This window comes from Streptomyces sp. NPDC001822 (assembly GCF_042892135.1).
Taxonomy (GTDB): domain Bacteria; phylum Actinomycetota; class Actinomycetes; order Streptomycetales; family Streptomycetaceae; genus Streptomyces.
In genome coordinates, this window is sequence record NZ_JBIATW010000016.1 from 134,460 (window position 1) to 154,851 (window position 20,392).

Annotated in this window: 18 protein-coding genes; 9 read left to right on the forward strand and 9 right to left on the reverse strand. The window is 72.5% G+C overall.

Annotation, left to right across the window (positions count from 1 at the left end; all coding sequences use genetic code 11):
- Positions 1-75 precede the first annotated feature (75 nt).
- A complete protein-coding gene (locus ACFYY2_RS29470) occupies positions 76-1,419 on the reverse strand; it encodes an MFS transporter (RefSeq protein WP_388748579.1) in 1,344 nt (447 codons plus the stop codon).
- Positions 1,420-2,009: 590 nt separating this feature from the next.
- Positions 2,010-3,116 (reverse strand): alpha/beta hydrolase-fold protein, encoded by a 1,107-nt coding sequence (locus ACFYY2_RS29475; protein WP_388748581.1) that lies wholly within the window; start codon positions 3,114-3,116, stop codon positions 2,010-2,012.
- 229 nt (positions 3,117-3,345) lie between these two features.
- Here ACFYY2_RS29475 and ACFYY2_RS29480 point away from each other — a divergent pair, with 229 nt between their 5' ends.
- Positions 3,346-3,558, forward strand: coding sequence for an MbtH family protein (locus tag ACFYY2_RS29480; protein WP_388748583.1), 213 nt, complete (start codon positions 3,346-3,348; stop codon positions 3,556-3,558).
- Between the two features lie 142 nt (positions 3,559-3,700).
- Here ACFYY2_RS29480 and ACFYY2_RS29485 read toward each other — a convergent pair whose 3' ends face one another.
- A complete protein-coding gene (locus tag ACFYY2_RS29485; RefSeq protein ID WP_370375332.1) occupies positions 3,701-3,778 on the reverse strand; it encodes a 50S ribosomal protein bL37 in 78 nt (25 codons plus the stop codon).
- Positions 3,779-4,178: 400 nt separating this feature from the next.
- On the opposite strand from ACFYY2_RS29485, the gene malX reads away from it, so the two are divergent.
- A complete protein-coding gene (gene malX, locus ACFYY2_RS29490; protein ID WP_388748585.1) occupies positions 4,179-5,846 on the forward strand; it encodes a maltose/glucose-specific PTS transporter subunit IIBC in 1,668 nt (555 codons plus the stop codon).
- Positions 5,843-7,060 carry a MalY/PatB family protein gene (locus ACFYY2_RS29495; RefSeq protein WP_388748587.1) on the forward strand — a complete coding sequence of 406 codons (1,218 nt, stop codon included), beginning with the start codon at positions 5,843-5,845 and terminating at the stop codon, positions 7,058-7,060. Before malX ends, ACFYY2_RS29495 begins: the two co-directional genes overlap by 4 nt.
- Positions 7,061-7,154: 94 nt before the next feature.
- Here the strand turns inward: ACFYY2_RS29495 and ACFYY2_RS29500 are convergent, their stop codons facing one another.
- The 6 genes from ACFYY2_RS29500 to ACFYY2_RS29525 form a co-directional block, all read right to left on the reverse strand.
- Positions 7,155-8,357 (reverse strand): MFS transporter, encoded by a 1,203-nt coding sequence (locus tag ACFYY2_RS29500; protein WP_388748589.1) that lies wholly within the window; start codon positions 8,355-8,357, stop codon positions 7,155-7,157.
- A gap of 80 nt (positions 8,358-8,437) precedes the next feature.
- The gene (locus ACFYY2_RS29505; protein ID WP_388748657.1) at positions 8,438-10,345 is read right to left on the reverse strand and encodes an ATP-binding cassette domain-containing protein; all 1,908 of its coding nucleotides are present in this window, start codon (positions 10,343-10,345) and stop codon (positions 8,438-8,440) included.
- A gap of 432 nt (positions 10,346-10,777) precedes the next feature.
- Positions 10,778-11,575, reverse strand: coding sequence for an SDR family NAD(P)-dependent oxidoreductase (locus ACFYY2_RS29510; RefSeq protein WP_388748591.1), 798 nt, complete (start codon positions 11,573-11,575; stop codon positions 10,778-10,780).
- Positions 11,576-11,741: 166 nt separating this feature from the next.
- Positions 11,742-12,857 (reverse strand): polyprenyl synthetase family protein, encoded by a 1,116-nt coding sequence (locus ACFYY2_RS29515; protein ID WP_388748593.1) that lies wholly within the window; start codon positions 12,855-12,857, stop codon positions 11,742-11,744.
- On the reverse strand, positions 12,854-13,942 hold the full coding sequence (locus ACFYY2_RS29520) for a tetratricopeptide repeat protein (RefSeq protein ID WP_388748596.1): 1,089 nt from the start codon (positions 13,940-13,942) through the stop codon (positions 12,854-12,856). Before ACFYY2_RS29520 ends, ACFYY2_RS29515 begins: the two co-directional genes overlap by 4 nt.
- 280 nt (positions 13,943-14,222) lie before the next feature.
- Positions 14,223-14,567 (reverse strand): DUF4232 domain-containing protein, encoded by a 345-nt coding sequence (locus tag ACFYY2_RS29525; protein ID WP_388748598.1) that lies wholly within the window; start codon positions 14,565-14,567, stop codon positions 14,223-14,225.
- On the opposite strand from ACFYY2_RS29525, the gene ACFYY2_RS29530 reads away from it, so the two are divergent.
- From ACFYY2_RS29530 to ACFYY2_RS29555, 6 genes are all read left to right on the forward strand, one after another.
- Positions 14,566-14,910 (forward strand): hypothetical protein, encoded by a 345-nt coding sequence (locus ACFYY2_RS29530; RefSeq protein ID WP_388748600.1) that lies wholly within the window; start codon positions 14,566-14,568, stop codon positions 14,908-14,910. The two genes, ACFYY2_RS29525 and ACFYY2_RS29530, sit on opposite strands and share 2 nt — an antisense overlap.
- Before the next feature lie 234 nt (positions 14,911-15,144).
- Positions 15,145-16,284 carry a PP2C family protein-serine/threonine phosphatase gene (locus tag ACFYY2_RS29535; RefSeq protein WP_388748602.1) on the forward strand — a complete coding sequence of 380 codons (1,140 nt, stop codon included), beginning with the start codon at positions 15,145-15,147 and terminating at the stop codon, positions 16,282-16,284.
- Between the two features lie 67 nt (positions 16,285-16,351).
- Positions 16,352-16,906, forward strand: coding sequence for an NUDIX hydrolase (locus tag ACFYY2_RS29540; protein ID WP_388748604.1), 555 nt, complete (start codon positions 16,352-16,354; stop codon positions 16,904-16,906).
- 102 nt (positions 16,907-17,008) lie between these two features.
- Positions 17,009-18,661, forward strand: a complete 1,653-nt coding sequence (locus tag ACFYY2_RS29545) for an MFS transporter (protein WP_388748606.1) — start codon at positions 17,009-17,011, stop codon at positions 18,659-18,661.
- Positions 18,662-18,735: 74 nt separating this feature from the next.
- Positions 18,736-19,665 carry an oxidoreductase gene (locus tag ACFYY2_RS29550; RefSeq protein ID WP_388748608.1) on the forward strand — a complete coding sequence of 310 codons (930 nt, stop codon included), beginning with the start codon at positions 18,736-18,738 and terminating at the stop codon, positions 19,663-19,665.
- A gap of 121 nt (positions 19,666-19,786) precedes the next feature.
- Positions 19,787-20,353 carry a PadR family transcriptional regulator gene (locus tag ACFYY2_RS29555; RefSeq protein WP_388748610.1) on the forward strand — a complete coding sequence of 189 codons (567 nt, stop codon included), beginning with the start codon at positions 19,787-19,789 and terminating at the stop codon, positions 20,351-20,353.
- Positions 20,354-20,392: the final 39 nt, after the last annotated feature.

The following is a 20,392-nucleotide window of genomic DNA, read 5'->3' on the forward strand; positions in this document are numbered from 1 at the left end:
ACTCCAGGCAGGCAGGCGGCGGGCGGGCGGGGGCGGGCGGGCGGTTGCGGCCCCGCCCCCGTCCCACGACCGTGCCTACCGGTCCGAGGCGCCTTCCGAACCGACGCCGGCCCGGACGCGACCACTCGGGGAACCGGTGTCCGGGAGGGGCGCGGAGTCACGGGCGACACGTGCTCCGGGGAGGGACACGGAGTCGGGCGCGACCGCCGTTCCGGCCGCCTTGCGCCGGTTCGAGGCCGCGTGCAGAGCGAGCACGACCACCGCGAGGCCGAGGAAGCCGAACCCGCCCCCGATCGCCCCCGACCAGCCGTAGGCGGCGAAGAGCGCTCCGGCGACCGCTGTCCCCGTGGCGCCACCGGCGAACACCGAGAACATGTAGAGGGTGTTGATCCGGGCGCGGACCTCGGGCCCGGCGGTGAAGACGCGGACCTGGTTGGCGATCTGGCCACTCGTCGTGCCGAAGCCCAGCAGGTTGCAGCCGATGAACAGGGCGACCAGGGAGTCGCCGGCGATCAGGAACAGCGCGAGGGCCAGCGCCACCGCGGTGAGCGAGGCGGCGTTGACGACCGTCGGACCCCACCGGTCGGCCATCCGGCCGGAATACCGGGCGGCCAGCGCACCGGGGACCGCGGCGATGCCGAAGAGTCCGACCGCGGCGGACCCGAGCCCGATCGGCTGCTCGGTGAGGTGGAAGGCCAGGACGGCCCAGAAGCCCGAGAAGGCGGCGAAGACGAGTGAGCCCAGTGCTGCCGAGATGCGCAGGGCGGGGTAGCGCGGGAAGAGGGCCGGCAGCGACCTGAGCAGCCTGCGGTAGCCCAGGGTCTCCCCGCTGCCCTGCGGGGCCTTGGCTGGCATGTAGCGGGGGAGGACGAGGAGCAGGGCCGCCGTGGCGACCGCCGAGAACAGGAATCCGGCGCGCCATGTTCCCGTGATCTCGGCGAGGACGCCGGAGACGCTCCGGGAGACCAGTGCCCCCAGCGTCAGTGCGGTTCCGATCGCTCCGAGGACCCGGCCCGCCTGCCCCTTCGCGGCCATGGCCACGGCGGTGGGCATGATCACCTGGGGGATCACGGTTGTCGCGGACAGGACGAGGGCCGCGAGGCTCAGCAGAGAGATGGAGGGCGCGAACGCTCCGGCGACGAGTGCCAGCGTCGTCACCGTGAGCAGCACGGCGGACAGCCGCCGCAGCTTGGCTCCGTCGGCCAGGGGGACGATCGCCACGATGCCCAGGGCGTATCCGATCTGGCCGGCGGTCGCGACGAGACCCGCGGCCGCCGCGGAGATGTGGAAGCTACGGGCGATCTGTTCCAGCAGGGGCTGTGTGAAGTAGATGTTCGACACGGTCACGGCGGTGGCGGCGGCGAAGACGGGAATGGTTCCGCGCTTCGCGTTCGGCATGGCGGCTGCTGCTGTGGTCACGATTTCCTCTCTGCGGGGATCGGCTGGAGTGGCGGGAACTGGAGTGGAGGGAAAACATGCCTCGGACCGCCTCGCCCCGGGCCGGGCGGTGTGCCCGCGGGACTCCGGACCGTGGGCGACGTGCGTCACCCAGGGCTCGGACTCATGAGCCTCGGCACGGAGGGGGTGGGACGGTGCCGAGGTTCGTCCATGGCATGTGGAGTACTTTCGTCATCCACATTGAGGATGATGCACCTCATCCAAAATGGCAAACGCGTCGCACGGAAATGGGTGTGATCTGCATGATTTCGATCGGATCCGGCCCGTCACGCCGTGCGGACCGGCTCGCAATGGCGCGTCCGCGAGTCATCCGGGCGCACGGAGACACCCCGCACACCTCGATGTCCGGCCCCCGCCCGGAGGGGCGGTTCGGGCGGGGAGGTGGTGCGGGGTGTCTCCGCGGGAAACGCGTGTCCACGCCGGTACGTCGCCCGGCGGCCGGGCGGAGGTCGTCCGGAGCGCGTGGATCCGGCGGCGGCCGGCCTCAGGGGCGCGCGAGCGCCGTGAATGGTCACTCGACATCACTCACGGTCGCCCAGGGTGACGCGGGGCTACGGGGTCAGCGCCCAGGCGACGTCCCTGAGCAGGGCGTGCCGCCAGCCCGCGCGGTCGTGTCCGGACGGTGAGCGGGAGACCCTGACGGCCGCCCCCGCGCGCCCGGTCAGGCTCTCGACCAGCTCGCAGTGGGGCAGCATCCGCGTCTCGTGTTCCCCCGCGTCGAACGCGACCCGGAGTCCGGTCAGGTCGGGGTCCTCCCGAAGCCGGGCCGCCACGGCCCCGCCGAGCGGCCCGGCGAAGGGGTCGGGGAGCTTCTCCGCCCCGGGGCCCCACCAGAAGGACCCCGACTGGCACGCGACCCGCGACACCAGGCCGGGGAACTCCAGCGCCGCGTACATCGCGCTCAGCCCGCCGAGGCTCTGCCCGGCGACCACCAGCGTCTCCGGGGCGGACGGTACGCCGCATCCCGCGACCAGCGGCAGCAGTTCGTCCCGGACGGCCCGCCACAGTTCGGGCCGGCCCGCGAACTCGGCCCACCTGTCCTTGGCCGGCAGGAAGACGAGCGTGACGGGGGGCATCGCGCCCTCGGCCACGGCCGACTCGAACGCGGTCGTCGCGGGGTGCAGATACAGCCAGTCGTCCCCGTCGAGCAGCAGAACGACCGGGCCCCCGCCGCCCACGGGGTGGACCCGGACCGTGCGCCGCCCCCCGCCCAAGCCCTCCGGGGCCCAGCGCAGCCGCGTCGGAGGGACGGGGGGGACGTCATCGGCGCCCACGGCGGGCCAGTGAGGCTGGGGCGCCGCGTCGGGGGTCGAGACGATGGAGCGGTCGCCGCCCGCGCCGGCCGGGTTGAAGGGGTCGGCGTACGCCCCGTCGTCCGTGAGGAACTGATACGTCACCCGGAGCCTGGCGGGCATGTGCACCTGCGCGTACCAGCAGTCCGTCTCCGCCCATCTGCGAAGCGGCACCGGGCCCGACCAGCTCTCGAAACCTATGCTCGCCGGAGACCCACGACGGAGGAACAGCGTCAGCCAGCCCCCGCCCTCCGCGGGCACGGAGGCGGGCGTCCTCACGCGGTCCCAGAAGGCCTCGCTGCCGGGATCGCCGGACAGGCCGAATGTCGCGAAGGTCTGATCCGCCCCGGCGGCGAAGGTGCTCATGACCGGGCCGCCCGGCGCCGGAAGGGCGTCCGGTCGTGCGCGGCGGCAGGCCCGTTGGCGTCGCGCCCGGCGGGCACCCGCTCCGTCACCATGCGCATGAACATCTCCTTGTGAGGGTGAAGTTGAAAGGATAGGCTCGGACTGATTAGGGGAGCCTAACCTAATCGCAACCCGTCCTTACGCGGCGGCCTCCCGGCCCCGTACACCGGAGCCGAGGAGGCAATCACCCATGAGCACCAACCCTTTTGACGACCCGGAAGGCCGTTTCCTGGTCCTGGTGAACGACGAGGGCCAGCACTCGCTCTGGCCGTCCTTCGCCGAGGTGCCGGGTGGCTGGACGACCGTCTTCGAGGAGAACACCCGAGAGGCGTGCCTGGACTTCGTCGAGGTCCACTGGACCGATCTGCGCCCCCGTTCGCTCGCGGCCGTCACGGACGCCTGACCGGACCGACGGAGAGTGGCACCACCGGGCCCGGCTGACGGAGCGGCACCGGCCGTGTCCGGGCCGGTGGACGGCCGTCCAACGGCCCGGGGAACGCGTTCGGGGGGTGGCGGCGCCACCCCCCGTCGCGTCGGAGCGGTCCTCAGGTCTGCGGACGCTTGCCGTGGTTCGCGCCGTTCTTGCGGCGGGCCTTCTTCTTGCGACGTCGCTTCGAGGACATCGAACCCTCCTCTTCCTGTTGTGTTTCATGAACTTTCCGCCGGATTGTCACCTCCGGCGATCAACGAGCCCCTTACCCGTCGAGGCGTCGGCAAACACCCGCGGTGCCCGCACATGGGTGGCGTAGGCCGTGCGCGCAGCGGCGGCTCGCCAGGCGGGAGGATCGCCGCGCATCGCCCAGGAGCCGGCGATGACCTCCATGGACAGCCGCCGACCTGCTGTGATGTGATCCGTGCGGCGAAAGGGCCCTGTCCGGCGCCGGTCACCGGGCGATCCCCAGGTGCATCGCGCGAGGACGGCCCGAGTCCCCTCGCCATGTCCTCCACCCTGCGCCGTGGGTCCGCGCATCGCCACGGCGAGCGCCGGGGTGCGTCCCCCCATGCTCCGAAAGTTCCGTACACATGCAGAAGACCAAAGCCGCTCTGTGGGAATTCCTCCAAGGGCTCGGCAAGACGTTCATGCTCCCGGTGGCCCTGCTCGCGTTCTGCGGCATCATCCTGGGCGTCGGTTCCTCGCTCTCCAGTGAGGCGGTCACCGACAACCTCCCCTTCCTGAAGGCCGAGGGCTTCCACCTCGTCTTCACCTGGATGGCCAACACGGGGCTGGTCGCGTTCTCCTTCCTGCCCGTCCTCTTCGCGATGGCGATCCCGCTCGGACTCGCGCGCGAGGACAAAGGGGTGGCGGCCTTCTCGGGTTTCGTCGGCTTCGCCGCCATGAACCTCGCGGTGAACTTCTACCTCACCGCGAAGGGCGTCGACTTCGAAGACGCCAAGGTGATCGAGCACTACGGCATAGCCGACGTGCTGGGTGTGCAGTCCATCGATACCGGACTCCTCGGAGCCGTGGCCGTTGGCATCGTTGTCAGCCTCCTCCACCAGCGCTTCCGTGCGCAGCGCATGCCTGACGCACTGGCCTTCTTCGGTGGTCTGCGCTTCGTGCCGATCGTCTCCGCCCTCGTCCTGAGCGCGCTCGGGCTGCTCATCCCCCTGGTGTGGCCGGCCTTCAACGGCTGGATCACCGCCGTGGGCCGCGGCATCGGGCACACGGGTGTCTTCGGGCCGTTCTTCTTCGGCATGGGGGAGGTGCTGCTGCGGCCGATCGGGCTGCACCACATCCTCGTGGCGATGTTCCGGTTCACGGACGTCGGCGGCTCCGGGACGGTGTGCGGGGACAGCGTCTCCGGCGCCCTGAACATGTTCTACGCGCACCTCGACTGCGCGGCCCCGCCGAACGCCGCCGTCACCGACGCGACGCACTTCCTCTCCCAGGGCAAGATGGCGTCCTATCTGGGTGGTTTGCCGGGCGCCGCGCTCGCCATCTACCACTGCGCCAGGAGGGAGATGCGCCCGGAGATCAAGGCGCTCCTCGTGTCCGGCGTGGTCGCCTGCGTGGTCGGAGGGATCACGGAGCCGCTGGAGTTCCTGTTCCTGTTCGTCGCGCCGTGGCTGTACGCGATCCACGCGGTCCTCGTGGGGCTCGGCTTCCTCACGGCCGCCCTGCTCGGCGTCTTCATCGGGAACACCGACGGCAACGTCATCGACTGGCTGGTCTTCGGCGTGCTCCAGGGCACGACGACCAAGTGGTACCTCGTGCCGGTGATCGCGGCGGTGTGGTTCGCCGTGTACTACTTCCTGTTCCGCTGGGCCATCACCCGCTTCGACCTCAAGACCCCCGGCCGGGAGGACGAGCCCGAGGAGGACGGCAAGGACGGCAAGGACGGCAAGGACGCAGAGAACGCAGAGAGCGCAGAGGACGGCGAGGACGAAGCGTCCGACGAACCCGCCGGGCGGCCCGAGCCCGCCCGGGAGCTGATCGCGGGCAAGTACGACGCCGTCGCCATCCTCGACGCGATCGGAGGGGCCGGCAACATCGAGTCCCTCGACAACTGCATCACCCGACTCCGTATGACGGTGGGCGATGCCGAACTGGTGGACGGGGCACGGCTGAAGAAGCTCGGCGCCGTGGGCGTCGTCAAGCTCGACGCCCGCAACGTGCAGGTCATCATCGGGCCGCAGGTCCAGTCCGTGAAGGACGCCATCGCCACGATGCTTCCCGTGGGCCGGTCATGACGTCCGCCCCTTCCCCAGCGGCCGGTGGTGCGGAGCGGGCCCCGTACGCGTTCGACACCGCCGTGGACCGGCACGGGACCTGGTGCACCCAGTGGGACTACGTCGAGGACCGCTTCGGTGTGCCGGGCCTGCTGCCGTTCACGATCTCCGACATGGACTTCGAGACGGCCCCGGAGATCCTGGCGGCGCTGCGGGGCCGCCTCGACCACGGGGTGCTCGGCTACTCGCGCTGGCGGCAGGAGGACTTCCTGTCCGCGATCGTGCACTGGTACGCCGCACGGCACTCGGCGTCCGTGGACCCGGAGTCGATCGTGTACGCCCCCTCCGTCATGTACCAGGTGTCCCAGCTGCTGCGCCTGTGGTCCCGCCCCGGCGACGGCGTGGTCGTCCACACGCCCATGTACGACGCCTTCCCCAGGACGGTGGCGGCGCACGACCGGGAGATCCGTGAGTGCCCGCTCGACGACTGGGCCGAGTTCGAACGTCTCCTCGCGCTCCCCGACACGGCGGTCCTGCTGCTCTGCTCACCGCACAACCCGACGGGCAGGGTGTGGACCGCGGGCGAACTGGACCGCATGGCGGGGCTCTGCGCGCGGTACGGCGTGGCGGTCGTCAGCGACGAGATCCACTCGGATCTGGCCCATGCCCCGCACGTCCACCGCACCTGGGCGCGGCACGGGGGCGACGGTCGCTGGGCCGTGGTCACCTCCGCATCCAAGTCGTTCAACATCCCGGCGCTGACCGGAAGTTACGGGATCATCCGCGACACCGCCTCGCGTGACGCCTACCTCAGGCAGCTCAAGGAGGCGGACGGCCTCTCCTCGCCGGCGGTGCTCTCACTGGTCGGCCACATCGCCGCCTACCGGGAGGGGGCGCCGTGGCTGGACGAACTGCGCGACTACCTCGCGGGCAGTCTCGCGATGGTCGCCGACCGCCTCCGCGAGGCCTTTCCGCAGCTCGGCTGGGAGCCTCCGCAGGCGGGGTATCTCGCCTGGATCGACCTGCGGCCGCTCGGCGTCGACGACGACGCGCTGCAGCGCGAACTCGTCGAGGTGGAGAAGGTGGCCATCATGCCGGGCACGGCCTACGGTTCCGCCGGCCGGGTCCGGCTGAACGTCGGATGCCCCCGCTCGAAGGCCGAGGCGGGGGTGGACGCCCTGGTGAGGGCGCTGCGACGGCTCACCGAGGTCGGAGAGGCGCCGCACCCGGCCTGAGGGCCCCCGAAGGCCTGACGGGGCCCGCGGACGGGTGACCGTGCGCGGGCCCCGTCCCGCCGTCAGGAGCCGGTCCGGGCGCGGGCCTCGCGCATCAGGCGGCGGGTCTGCGCGCGGCGTAGGCTCCGGCCCCGGCCGCCAGCAGGATCACGCAGCCCGTGAAGACCAGCCCGGCCTCACGGAGCCCGAGCCAGGTGGCGAGCGCGCCGACACCCACCACCGGCACGGAGATGCCGGTGTAGGCGACGACGAAGAAGGCCGAGATCGTCCCGCCGCGGTGCTCCGGCGGCGCCGCGCCGCTGACCAGGGTGAGTGCTGCGCGGAAGGCCAGCCCCTGGCCCGTACCGCCGCACAGGGCGCCGAGGACGAGCAGGATCAGGGACTCGGCGACGAGCGAGGACGCCACGAGCAGCAGGCCCACGATGAGGACGCCGCACCCGGTGGGGAGTGCGCGGCGGGCGCTGATCCACCGCGTCAGGGACTGCCCGAAGGTCGACGCGAGGAACACGGAGAACACCACGGCGCCGGACACGGCGAGGTTGTGCACGTCCAGCGTCTGCGCGGCGAAGGCCGGCGCGACCGCCGTGAACAGCCCGAGCAGCGCGAAGCCGGCGAACGCCGCCACCGACGCGGACGCGAACACCCGCTTCACCTCGGGGGGTACCGCCACCCCCTGAGGGGACAGCCGCGGCCACCGCTTCGGAGCCTCCACCGTCTCGGGCAGGAGCCAGGTGATGAGGCACGCGACGGCCACGAGTCCCAGATGGACCCAGAACGGCAGGGACAGCGGCCGGGAGCTGTACTGCGCGAGGACGCCGGAGAGCAGCGGGCCGCAGCCGAGGCCGCCCATGTTCGCCGCCGTCGCAGCGAACCCCGCCCGTTCCCGCTGCCCGGGGCGGGCCAGCTCGATGACGGCCGCGGTCGCCGCACCACTGAGCAGACCGGCCGCGCACCCGGACAGCACCCGGCCCGCGAAGAGCAGCGGCAGTCCCCTCTCCAGCAGGAAGCACCCGGCACTCGCCGCCGACAGGGCCATCGCGCACAGCAGCACCGGCTTCCGGCCCACCGCGTCCGAGTAGTTCCCCGCCACCAGGAGCACCGTGATGACCGCCAGCGCGTACACCGCGAAGACGATCGTCACCAGCAGCTCGGAGAATCCGATCTGCTCCTGGTACAGCCCGTACAGCGGTGTGGGCAGGGTGGTCCCGGCCATCCCGATGGCGAACACCACAGCCGCCGCCACGTAGCCCGGCCGTCGAGCACGGCCCGGCCTCGTTCCGTCCTCGCGCACGTTCACGCTGGTCACCCTACGAGCGGCGGCGCGCCGCGGCGGGCCCCCGCCCCGCTCGGCGCGCCGCCTCGCGCGGGCGTGTCCGGTCACCCCTCCGTGGGCTGTGCGGCGGGGCCGTCCGGACGCGGCACGGTGGCCCGGGGCTCCGGGGCGTACTGCGCGGCCTGCGTGGTGAACATGGAGCTGTAGCGCCCCCCGGCGGCCATGAGTTCGTGGTGGCTGCCGTGCTCGGTGAGCCGGCCCCGGTCGAGTACGTAGATGGTGTCCGCCTCCCGGACACCGGACATGCGATGGGTCACGAGGACGACCGCCCTGTCCGGTCCGGCCAGGCGGCGGACCGCTTCGAAGGCGGCGATCTCGGCCTCGGGGTCGAGGGCAGAGGTGGGTTCGTCGACGACGAGGACGCTGTCCGCACGGCCGGTCACCGTGCGCCAGTGGGTACGGGCCAGCCCCATCTTCTGCCATTCGCCACCCGAGAGTTCGGAGGCCCCGCGGAAGACGCGGGCCAGGAGGCTGTCCAGGCCGCGGGGGAGTTTCGCGAGCACCGGGGAGGCTCCCGCGTAGTCGACCGAGGGCTGCAGGTCCTGGTGTCCGGCGTGCCGGTGAGGGCGCCCGATGCGGATGTTGAGGCCCGCGGTCACCGGCCACCGCTGGAAGTCCTGGGTGAGCAGAGCCACCCGGTCGAACACCTGTGAGCGATCGAGGGAGGACAGCTCCGCCGAGCCCCAGCGCACCGTGCCGCTCTGCGGGAGCAGCAGCCCGGCGAGCACCTTCATCAGGGTGCTCTTGCCCGAGCCGTTCTCACCCACGACGGCCGTCACCGAGCCCATGGGAAGGGTCATCGACACTCCGTCCAGCGCCGGCTCGTCGCGCTCCGGATAGCGGTAGGTGACCTTGTCCAGCACGATCTGCCCCACCCGCTCCGGCAGGTCCGCCCCCTCAGCGGGGATCGACCGCCGAGCGGCCCCGGCCAGGAACCGGTCGTGGTCCCGCACGTAGAGGCTCTCCTCGTGCAGCTGGTTGACGTTCATGACCAGGGCGCCCAGACTCGCCGACCCCGACCGCACGGCGATCACCGCGGTTCCGGCGACGGCCAGACCCATGTGGCCGGTCATGATCAGCCAGAGCATCACGCCGTACGTGCAGGTCGTCGCCAGGCCGGACAGCGCGGCGGCGGCCAGTTCGGTGAGCGCCTTCCCGTTCGCCAGCCGTTTCTGCTCGGCCTCGGCGCTCAGGGCCATGACGCGGTACTTGTCGAGGAGGAAGGCGCCGACGCCGTGGATCCGGACCTCCTGGGCAGCGCTGCGCTCCGTCAGCAGACTCCCGATCAGACGGCCGGCGCGGATGTGCTCCACCCACGTCATCACGGACACGTACCGCTGCTGGGCCACTCTCATCGCGCCCCAGCCGCGCGGGGCGGCGATCAGCAGCAGCATCGGCAGCAGGGCCGGGTGCAGGACGGTCAGGATGCTCGCCGTCGCCACCAGGGAGATCGTGCCGTTCAGCGCGGCCACGCACGCCCCGATCATGCGGCGTGCCGACGCCGCACCGTACTGGGCCACGTCGATCAGCCGACGGAACTCCGGGTCCTCGATGGCCTCCAGCTCCACCGCCGTCGCCGCGGCCAGGTACTCGGTGGTCGCGATCCGTTCGACCAGCGGCTCCAGGCGGCCGGCCCGCGACGTGGAGAGCCCGGCGAGAGCGGCGTTGGCCACGGCGACGCAGGCGGCGACGATCAGGGCGGGCACCGCGGCGCGCAGCCGGTCGGCCGCGTCGCCGCCGCCGAGCAGGGCGTGCATCACGGAATTGACCGCCAGGAGGCCTACGGCCGCCGCCAGGCCCTGCCCCACTTCGCTGACGCCGACGACGAGAAGGGCGGGCCGGTCGGCCGCCCACGCCCGGCGCAGGGTGCTTGCCACCAGACGGGGCATCGCCCGGATCGCCGAGAGCATCGTGAGTTCCAGCCGGGCACTCTCGTGCTCGGAGAAGCCCATGTCGTAGCGCAACGGTCCGCCGAACAGCTCCTGTTCGGCTTCGGACACCGTCGGCTCGACCGCCCTGACCCGTTTGAACAGTTGCCTCAATTGCCGCCTCCTCGGGTGAGGTCCATCCAGTTCGGCACCGGGGACGAGGAGTTCGCCGGCGAGGCTGCGGACGACCGCGCCCCCTCCTCGGACGCACCCCGCGGACCGGTTCCCTCTGCCCCTAGACGATCCCCGCCGCGGGCCGCGGAGACCAGACGGCCGGCCCCGCCCGCCGAAGCGAAGTGGGCAACAGGGGGGCGCGCGGGGGCACAGGGTGCGGGGCGGACGCCGGGACGAGCGCCGCCGAGGCGGCCGGGGGGCGGCGGCCCCGTGGAGTGCGACCCGGCGTCCGCCCCGCGTCCACGGGACGTGAACGGACACCGGGCCCGGCCCACCCGGGGCTCAGGCGTCGCGCCATCCTCCGTCGACGCGCAGGGTCGTGCCGTTGATGTACCCGGCCCCGGCGCTCGCGACGAACGCCACCAGCCGGGCGTAGTCCCCGGGCCGGCCGATCCGCCCGGAGTCGTTCGGTGCCAGGTTGTCGACGACGTGCGGTTCGATCTCGTCCCAGGTGTCGCCCCAGCCCTTCTCCCTGCCGAGCCCGGTGAGCATCTCCTGCGTGGCGGGGACGAGGATGCCGCCCGCCGCCACCGCGTTCGACGTCACGCCCGTGCGGGCCAGCTCGCGGGCGAGCGAGGCGGCCAGGTTGTCCCTGGCGGCGTTGGACGCGGCGTAGTGGGGCTGACTGGCCTGGGGGAGGTGACCTGTGACGCTGCTGATCTGGATCACCCGCCCCCAGCGGCGCTCCCGCATGGCCGGCACGAGCCGCTGGATCATGCGTACACCGGCGATGACGTTGATGTTGTAGATGTCCGCCCACTCGGCGGACGACGTGCCGTCCCAGTCGGCGGCCGGATCGTAGACACCGGCGTTGTTGACCAGGATGTCCACCGGCCCGCCCGCGAGCGCCGCAGCCGCCACGGCGTCGGCCCCGGCGTCCGTCCCGATGTCTCCGATCGCCACGGTGGCGCTTCCACCGGCTCCACGGACGGCCTTCGCGACCGCTTCGGCCCGCGCCCGGTCCCGGCCGTGCACCACGACGGCCGCCCCCTCGGCCGCCAGCCGCTCCACGATCTCCGCGCCGAGGCCCGCGCTCGACCCCGTGACGAGCGCTCGCCTGCCTTCCAGTTCCAGGTTCATCGGACTGCTTCCCTTCTTACGGACGATTCACGACGGCTTCCCCTCCGGAATTCCGGAGCGAGGTGCGTCAACGCCCAAGGTGCGGGAAACCGAATGGACCGGCAAGTCCAGAACCTGGGTCCAGAAACGCGGTGCCCGCGTGCCTCCCCGCCCGCACCCGTGCCGGTCACACCGTGCGGTGGAGCAGGAAGCCGAGCAGTCCCTCCATCTCGCGCGCCGCCCCCGGGGCGAGCGGAACGCTCCGCAGGCAGGTCCGGGCGGCGTCGAGGTGGCGGCGGGCCTCAGCCACCGTGGCACTACGGCCCCCGCACGCCTCGACGAGTCCCGCGGCGCGCTTCGCGCGTTCGCCGTCGAGGGGACGCGAGGACGTCAGGAGCGCGAGGAGGTCCCCGGCGTGGACCGTGTCCGCGGCGAGCGCGGCCAGCACGGGGTAGGTCTTCTTGTGCTGCCGCAGGTCGCTGTACACGGGCTTCCCCGTCACCTCGGGGTCGCCCCAGATGCCGAGCAGATCGTCGACGGCCTGGAAGCCGACACCCAGATGACGCCCCGCCAGGTCGAGCGCGGTGACGGTCCGGGCGGGAGCCCCGCCCAGCAGTGCGCCGAGCGCCGCGGCGCAGCCCAGCAGGGTCCCCGTCTTGAGTTCCGCCATGGACCGGTACTCCTCCGGTCGGACCGCCTCGGCACCCGTCCAGGGGCGGGACTCGAAGAGCAGGTCCTCCGCCTGGCCGCGTACCAGCTCGCCGAGAGTCTCCGACAGGCGTCCGACGACCGCGCCGGTACGGGGCCCCGGCGCCTCGGCGAGGGTCTGCACGGCGAGGGCGAGGAGCGCGTCGCCCGCGAGCACGGCGGGACCGGTGCCGTACGCCTTCCACACCGCTGCCCGCCGCCGTCGCGTGCCGTCCCCGTCCATGATGTCGTCGTGCATCAGCGAGAAGGCGTGGACCAGCTCCACGGCGACGGCGCCGGCGACGGCACTCTCCCCGGGGGCGCCGACAGCCTCGGCGCACAGCACGGCGAGAGCCTGACGGACACCCTTGCCCTCGGAGGACGGGTCCCTCGGCGCGCCCCCGGCCTCGCACCAGCCGAACGAGAAGGCCGCCATCTCGCCGGTCCACGGGTGGAGTCGCCCTATCGCGGCGGACAGCGAAGGCCGTACCAGGGCGCGGCAACGGGCCAGCGTGCGCCCGGCGTCGGCCCCGGGCGTCCCGGGCGCGGTGTCCGAGGGTCCGCCGGCCGCCGGGGCGGACGAGTCGTCCGCCCGCGCGGTCGTCGGGGAGCTCATCGCGCCGCCGTTTCCTCGACGCGCCTGTCCTCGCCCGGGAGGGGCCCCACCCCCAGCTCGTCCGTCGCCTTGTCGACCATGTCCCGCGCGTGCCGCAGGCCGATCCTTTCCAGGGTCCGGCGCAGATCGGCCAGTTCGACGGCCGTCTCGGCCGGGTTCCGCCCGAGCCGGGCCAGCGACTTGGCCAGACCGAGCCTCGCGAGCGCGGTGCCACGCGGTTCGTCCATCTCCCGGAACTCCGCGAGGGCCTGCGCGTAGTCGTCGCGGGCCTGCGCGTAACACCCCGCCCGGTAAAGCACGTTGCCGCGCATTCTGTGATTGTACGCCAGCGCACTGGAAAGGTTCATCTCACGGCACACCGACTCCGCCTCGGCGAGCAGGGCCAGCGCGCGGTCCACGTCTCCGTCCCGCACGGACAGCACGTCGGCGATCCCCCGCAGTGCCCACGCCCGGCCCCGCCGGTCGTCGGCCCGGCCCGCCGTGTCGGCCGCCTCCTCGAAGAGGGCCAGGGCCCGGTCGTACGACCCGGTGTTGCGGTGCATCTGGGCTATGCCCTCCAGCGCCCACACCGTGTGCCGGGCCTCTCCGCGCTTCCGCGCCTCGGCGAGCAGCTGTTCGTGCAGCTCACCGACGGCCTGGTAGTCGCCCTGGATGCGCCCGGTCTCCGCGAGGCCGGCCAGCGAGTAGCCGCGCACCACCACGTCACCCCCGCGTTCCCCGAGTTCGGCCGCGAGCCCGAGCAGGCGGTAGGCCAGGGCGAGCGAACCCCTCTGCCGCGCGAGCGTGCCACCGCTCCACAGCGCCCACGCCATCGCCGCGGTGTCGGCGGCCGTGCGCGCCGCACGGTAACTCGCCTTCCAGGCACGGTCGGCGTCCGTCACGTGCCCCAGCCGCCGGTGCGCCTCCGCCACGGCCAGTCCACAGCGCGCCACGTCCCCCGGCTGCCCCGCCGCCTCGGCCGCCCGCAGCTCCTCGATGCCCTTCGCCAGTACGTCGGTGAGCGAGGAGTTCACCGACAACGAGCCCAGGGCTCCCTGGTATTCGGGGGCGAACGCCTTGTCCGTCGGTCGCTGCTGCTGAGTCACCCGTGTCACCTTTTCCACTCGCCCGTCCTCGCGATCCGTCGTCCCGGCGGTGGTCGGCCGCCGGGATGATCACGACGCTACGAAGCGGCGCGGGGTAGCCGAATCCCTCTCCGTGCGGGTCCTGCACGTGGTACTTGAGTGCCACCGCGAAGGGGCCGGTCTCGTCAGCACGACGGACGACGTGTCACCGCCGTCCGGTCCCTCCACGCGTCAAGTGACCGCGTCGCACCGGCTGATACGGTCGGGCCACCGGTGACGACGAACGGCGCGCGGGCGTCGGCTACCTGCCCGAGCCGACCGGCTCCACCGTGATGCGAGGCGTCGAGCCGGGACCCACGGGAACGCGGACGGAAAGTGACACGCGGTGGGAGTGCGTCTCGTTCGGCGGTGTCACGACCGCCGAGGTGAACGTGACGCCCGAGCCGCCGCTGTCGCCCGACGGGAAGTGGACCGGGAAGTCGGTGCCCTCCCCGGGTGACAGTGTGACCACCGGAACCGGCCTGTCCCCGCGCTCGGCGCTCACGGTGCCGTCCTTTCCGCTCAGATCCACGCCGGGAAACCCGTGCATCGTGCAGGTGGTGGAGCCGGCGTTCCTCAGGTTGATCAGTACCTCACCCTCTGCCATGCCGCCCGAGCTGCTGAACGTCAACTGCGAGGTCCGGCAGAAGCTGCCCTCGGCCGCCGACGAGCCGTCGGCGGAGGCGGACGCCTGCACGTCGCCCGCCTCTGGCTCCCGGCTCCCGGGGGCGGCGGCGCCCCCCGGACTCCTGGCGCCGCTCGGGCTTCCCGCGCCACCCGGGCTCCCGGACGCGCTCGGACTCGCCGGGGCGCCGGCTCCGGACGACGTCCTCGCCGACGCGCCCGCCGACGCGCCGGTGGGCGCGCCGCCGTCGGCTCCGCCACCGGTGCAGGCGGTGAGCGAAAGGGCCGCCGCGACCGCGGCGACGAGGAAGGCGGACGTCTTCTGAAGGTGCATGAGTTCCCCTCGGTGAGGCACCGGCTGCTCCGTACGAGCACGTGCGTGCCTGGTACACGCGATTGTGCAGCAGGTGGCGGCCCGCCCGGCGGGAGACCGCTCTGCGGAGAGAACCTCCGCCGGCCCGCCATCACGGGGGGCTCGTGCCCGCCTGACGCCCGGCCATGTGCCTCGAACGGCGGTTCGCCCGGATGCGGAGGGCCGTCCCGGCGGGCAACGTGGGGGAGTGCCGCACCCGCCGAGAACCCAGTGGATCCCCGTAGGCCTCATCGTGCTGGCCGTGGTGATCGACCTGGTCACCCCGCACGACGTCACGTCCGCGCCGCTCCTGATAGCGGCTCCGGTCGCGGCGGCGCCCCTCTTCGGGGTGCGCGGGATCATCGGGATCGGTGTGACGGCGATGATCGTCCACGCGTTCCTCGCACGCCTCGACGGCACCTTCGGCTGGCGGGCCGGTCTGGCCAACCAGATCACCCTGGCGGCGGTCACGGCCCTCGCCGTGCTGATCCACCGTACGCTGCGCAGTCAGGACGCCCGCGCGAGACGGGCGCAGCACGTCGCCGCCGTCGCCCAGCACGCCGTACTGCCCAGGCCGCCGTCACGCCTGGGCGACCTGCACATCGACGCTCGGTACGTCCCCGCCGAGAGCGAGGCCCTGATCGGAGGGGACCTGTACGTGGTGCAGAGCACCCCCTTCGGGATCCGCGTCATGGTCGGCGACGTACGGGGCAAGGGGCTCGGCGCGGTCAGTGCCGTCAGCGCGGACCTCGGCGCGTTCCGGTACGCGGCGGACGAGGCCGAGGACCTGCCGCAGCTGGTGACGAGGCTGGAACGGGCCCTCCTGCGTGAAGGCGGCCGCCGTGGCGGCCAGCAGCAGGCCGAGGGGTTCACCACGGCGCTCATCGTGGAGTTCTCCGTGGACCTGGAGACCGTACGCCTGGTGAACCGAGGCCATCCGCCGCCCGTGCTCCTGGACTCCAGGGGCCGGGCGACGCTGCTGGAGGCGTCCGAGGAGGCGCCGCCGCTCGGCATGGGCGACCTCGGCGTCTGGTCCGCCCCGGTGGACAGCCACGCCTTCCCGGCCGGTTCCACCCTGCTCTGCTACACCGACGGCATCACCGAGTCCCGGGACGCCGCCGGAAGCTTCTACGACCCCGTCGCCCGTCTGCCCCTCGCGCTCGGACGCCGGGCACGCTCCGGGGGCCACCTCGCGCCCGGGCAGATCCTGGACGCGCTGATCCAGGACGTCAGGCGGCACATCGGCGGCCGGCCCAAGGACGACCAGGCGCTCCTCGCCCTGCACCGCGCCCACGCCGGACGCGAACCCCCGCCGTACCGGCCGGCCCCGGCCGCCGCTCCGGGGTGAGCGTACGGCCGGGCGTACGAGCGATCCGACCCGTTTGTCCTGCCGCGGGACGGACATGATCCCGGTCGTGACGGAGAGTCCTGACGCATTGACATGGGCGCTGAAGAGTGAGCGCCCCGAATCCGCCGGCTACCTGACGGTGAGCTGCCGCACCTACGTCCAACCCGACGGCAAGGACTCCCGGTGGGACATCCTCCACGGTGCACCGACGGTCGCCCTGGTCGCGTTCACGGAGGACGGCCGGGGTGTTCTCGTACGCCAGTTCCGTCCCGGGCCCGGCAAGGTGCTGGCGGAGCTCCCGGGCGGCATGGTCGAGCCCGGTGAGGACGTGCTCGACGCGGCTGCGCGCGAACTGCTGGAGGAGAGCGGATACCGTGCGGGGACGCTGGAGGTCTTCATGAGGACGTACCTCGCGTCCTACGCGACCCACCTGCGGTACGGGGTGCTGGCGCGCGACTGCCGCAAGGTCGCCGAACCCACACCCGACGCCGAGGAGTTCGTCGAGCCGTTCACCCTGGAGCGGGACGCGTACGTCGCCCATCTGCTCGGCGGCGAGTACACCGACGCCGACATGGGCCACGCCGGACTCCTCGCGGCCGGGCTGCTCGTGCGGAAGGACTGAGCCACCGCCACCGCCATCACCTCCACCGCCACCACAGCCGTCGCGGGACCGGGCGGCCCGTCCTGATGTGCGCGCGGTCCGCGTCCGGCCCACACTCGGATCATGCGTAAGGACAGCGGCCCTCCGGCGCCCGGCCAGGACCCCGCGGGGCCACGGGCCGGACAGGGCGCGCCCCATCAGACCCTCGCCCTCGCCGCGATGCTGTTCGCGGTGTCGATGACGTTCATCGACCAGACGATCGTCTCCATCGCCGCGCCGAGCATCATCGACGAACTCGGTCTCTCCTCTTCCGGGATGCAATGGGTCGTCAACGCGTACCTGCTCTCCCTGGCGGCCTTCTTCGCGCTCGGCGGCCGGCTGGCCGACATCATGGGGCACCGCCGGGTGATGCTGACCGGCACGCTCGTCTTCGTGGTCTCCTCCGTGCTCTGCGGATGCGTGCCCACCGGTGCGTTCGCCCAGAGCTGGCTGATCGTCTTCCGTGCCACCCAGGGGCTCGGCGCGGCGCTGATGTTCCCGGCCGCGCTCGCCGTCGTCATCTCCGTCTTCCCGGTCGAGAGGCGCGGCCGGGCGCTGGCGCTGTTCTTCGGCCTGTCCGGCGCGCTCACCGCCGTCGGGCCGCTGCTCGGCGGCTGGCTGACGGCCTGGACGTGGCGCGCGATCTTCTGGGTGAACGTGCCGGTCGCCGCCGTCGCGCTGGTTCTCGCCGCGCTGGCCCACATCCCCGACGCACGCAGGCGCGAGAGGCTCGACGTACCCGGCGCGGTCCTCGTCGCCGTCGGGATGGGGCTGAGCGTGCTCGGCTTCCAGCAGGCGTCGGCGTGGGGCTGGAGCAGCGTCGCCACGTGGGCGTGCATCGTGGGCGGTCTCGCCGTCCTGGGGGTGTTCTGCCGATACGAACTCGGGGTGGCGGAGCCGCTCATCACCCTGCGGGTCTTCCGCGACCGGGCGTTCACCGTCGACTCCCTCGTGCTGTTCTTCGCGATGACGGCTTTCGTCCCCGTGTTCTTCTTCGCCTCCGTCTACGCACAGGTCTCCCTGAGCGCATCGCCGAACCAGGCCGCGCTGTACCTGCTGTACTTCTTCATCGGCTTCGGGATCGCGTCCCAGTGGGGCGGCCGGATCCTGGACCGGCGGGGAGCCCGGCCGGCGATGAAGCTGGGGACTGCCCTGGGTGCGGTCGGCTTCGCCCTGTGGGCGGGCAAGCTGACGGACCTCTCGATCCACGACCAGTGGCCGTACGCCGCGCTCGCCGGTGCGGGCATCGGCTTCCTCCTCGCTCCGGCGTCCACCGACGCGGTCAACCGGTCGATCGGCGCGTCGTACGGCGAGGTCACGGGCATCACCCAGACCGTGCGCAACTACGCGGCCAGCATCGGCATCGCCGTGTTCGGCACCGTCCTGACCCACGTGACCACCGACAAGGTCGTCGAGACCCTCACCGCGAAGGGCGTGCCGGCGGGCCCCGCCCGGGAAGCGGCCCGGTCGGTGGCCGAGGCGGTCACCGGGCACGCCGACGCGAAGGAGCCGGGCGGCGACGGGCGCATCGCCACCCTGATGCGGGACTCGATGGACGCCGTCAGGATGGACTTCGCCGAGGCGAACCAGTGGGTCTTCTACGGGATGGCCATCGCGCTCGGCGTCGCCTTCCTGTGCTCGCTGTGGCATCCGGGAACCCGGGTCACGGGGAACACCGACGCGGACGGGCCCGTCACCCCGGCCCCGGACGCGCCGCAGGAGCGGCACGGCGGCTGACGTCCCCGCACAGGCCCCGCTCCCGCCCGACGCGCCGGGGGTGTGCGCAGGCCGTCGCGGGGGAGGCGTACCGCATGCACTCATGGACCCTCGACGACATGCCCGACCTCTCCGGCACCACCGCGGTGGTCACCGGTGCCAACAGCGGGATCGGGGCGGTGACCGCGCTCGTCCTGGCACGGTCCGGCGCCAGGACGATTCTCGCCTGCCGGGATCCCGAGCGCGGGCGACGCGCACTGGAAGCCGTGCGCCGGGCCGCGCCGCGGTCGGACGCCCGGCTGGTCGCGCTCGATCTGGCGGACCTGTCGTCCGTCGCCGAAGCCGCGGACCGGATCGGCAAGGAGACCGACGGCAGGCTCGACCTCCTGGTGAACAACGCCGGAGTGATGGCCCTGCCCCTGCTGCGTACGGCCGACGGATTCGAGATGCAGTTCGGCGTCAACCACCTCGGCCACTTCGCTCTCACCCTGCACCTCATGCCGCTCCTCGGGGCCGGCGGTCCCTCCCGGGTCGTGACCCTCTCCTCGCTCGCCCACCGCATCGGCCGCATCGACTTCGACAACCTCAACGCCGAACTCGGGTACGACAAGTGGCGTGCCTACGCGCAGTCGAAGCTGGCGAACCTGCTCTTCACGGCGGAACTCCAGCGACGGGCGGACGCGGCGGACAAGCAGGTGCTCGCCCTGGCCGCCCACCCCGGTCTGTCCGCGACGGAACTGGGGCAGGCGGGCCCGCGTCTGGCCGGACGGACCTGGGCCGCGAGGGCCGAGCGCGCCACGCGGGTCTTCACACAGCCGGCATCCGCCGGGGCACTGCCCACCCTGTACGCGGCCACCCTGCCGGACGCACTCGGCGGGAGCTACTACGGCCCCCGTCTGCTCGGCGAGACCAGGGGCGGACCCGCACCCGCGCGCATGTCGGCCCGCGCCCAGGACATGAACACGGCTCTTGCGCTGTGGCAGGAGTCGGTCTGCCTGACCGGGATCGCGGGCGACGTCATCTGAGGAGACACATCGGGCTCATGACACATCGGACTCATGACACATCGGGCTCATGCCGAGTGAGGCGTGTCTCACCGGGCCGTCGCGGCTTGCTATGCAACAAGGTGCATAGAACGATCGGGGCATGGCGCTCGAACACGCGATCCTCGTCTCCCTGCTGGAGAAGCCGGGCTCCGGATACGAGCTGGCCCGCAGGTTCGAGCGGTCCATCGGCTACTTCTGGACCGCCACGCACCAGCAGATCTACCGCGTCCTCAAGCGCATGGAGAGCGACGGCCTGCTCGACGTCCGCGACATCCCGCAGGAGCGGCGCCCCGACAAACGCGAGTACTCGGTCGCGGGCCCGGGCCGCGTGGTCCTCTCCGCGTGGCTGCACGAGCCGATCGAACCCGAGAGCCTCCGTCACGACCTCGCCGTGAAGATCCGGGGGGCGGCCTTCGACGACCCGGCCGCCCTGCTCCGCGAGGTCGAGCGCCACCACGCGGTGCACAGCGACCGCCTCGCCCACTACCTCGCCGGGGAACTGCGCGACTTCACCGGTCCCGGGGCCCCCGAACCGCTCGACGCGGGCCAGGAACTGCAGCACGTGGTGCTGCGCGGAGGCATCGCGTACGAGCGCATGACCGTGGCCTGGCTCGACGACGTGCTCGCCACCCTCCGAAGGCTCGGCAGCACCCCGCCGCGTAACTGAACCGCCCCGCCCCGCCCCGCCCACTCCCGTCCCCGCCCA

Bases quoted from the DNA above. Each gene is read 5' to 3' on its own strand.
- ACFYY2_RS29475 (WP_388748581.1), bottom strand. From the start codon at position 3,116: ATGAGCACCTTCGCCGCCGGGGCGGATCAGACCTTCGCGACATTCGGC.
- ACFYY2_RS29480 (WP_388748583.1), top strand. From the start codon at position 3,346: ATGAGCACCAACCCTTTTGACGACCCGGAAGGCCGTTTCCTGGTCCTG.
- ACFYY2_RS29485 (WP_370375332.1), bottom strand. From the start codon at position 3,778: ATGTCCTCGAAGCGACGTCGCAAGAAGAAGGCCCGCCGCAAGAACGGC.
- malX (WP_388748585.1), top strand. From the start codon at position 4,179: ATGCAGAAGACCAAAGCCGCTCTGTGGGAATTCCTCCAAGGGCTCGGC.
- ACFYY2_RS29495 (WP_388748587.1), top strand. From the start codon at position 5,843: ATGACGTCCGCCCCTTCCCCAGCGGCCGGTGGTGCGGAGCGGGCCCCG.
- ACFYY2_RS29505 (WP_388748657.1), bottom strand. From the start codon at position 10,345: ATGGGCTTCTCCGAGCACGAGAGTGCCCGGCTGGAACTCACGATGCTC.
- ACFYY2_RS29510 (WP_388748591.1), bottom strand. From the start codon at position 11,575: ATGAACCTGGAACTGGAAGGCAGGCGAGCGCTCGTCACGGGGTCGAGC.
- ACFYY2_RS29515 (WP_388748593.1), bottom strand. From the start codon at position 12,857: ATGAGCTCCCCGACGACCGCGCGGGCGGACGACTCGTCCGCCCCGGCG.
- ACFYY2_RS29530 (WP_388748600.1), top strand. From the start codon at position 14,566: ATGCCGCCCGAGCTGCTGAACGTCAACTGCGAGGTCCGGCAGAAGCTG.
- ACFYY2_RS29525 (WP_388748598.1), bottom strand. From the start codon at position 14,567: ATGGCAGAGGGTGAGGTACTGATCAACCTGAGGAACGCCGGCTCCACC.
- ACFYY2_RS29545 (WP_388748606.1), top strand. From the start codon at position 17,009: ATGCGTAAGGACAGCGGCCCTCCGGCGCCCGGCCAGGACCCCGCGGGG.
- ACFYY2_RS29550 (WP_388748608.1), top strand. From the start codon at position 18,736: ATGCACTCATGGACCCTCGACGACATGCCCGACCTCTCCGGCACCACC.
- ACFYY2_RS29555 (WP_388748610.1), top strand. From the start codon at position 19,787: ATGGCGCTCGAACACGCGATCCTCGTCTCCCTGCTGGAGAAGCCGGGC.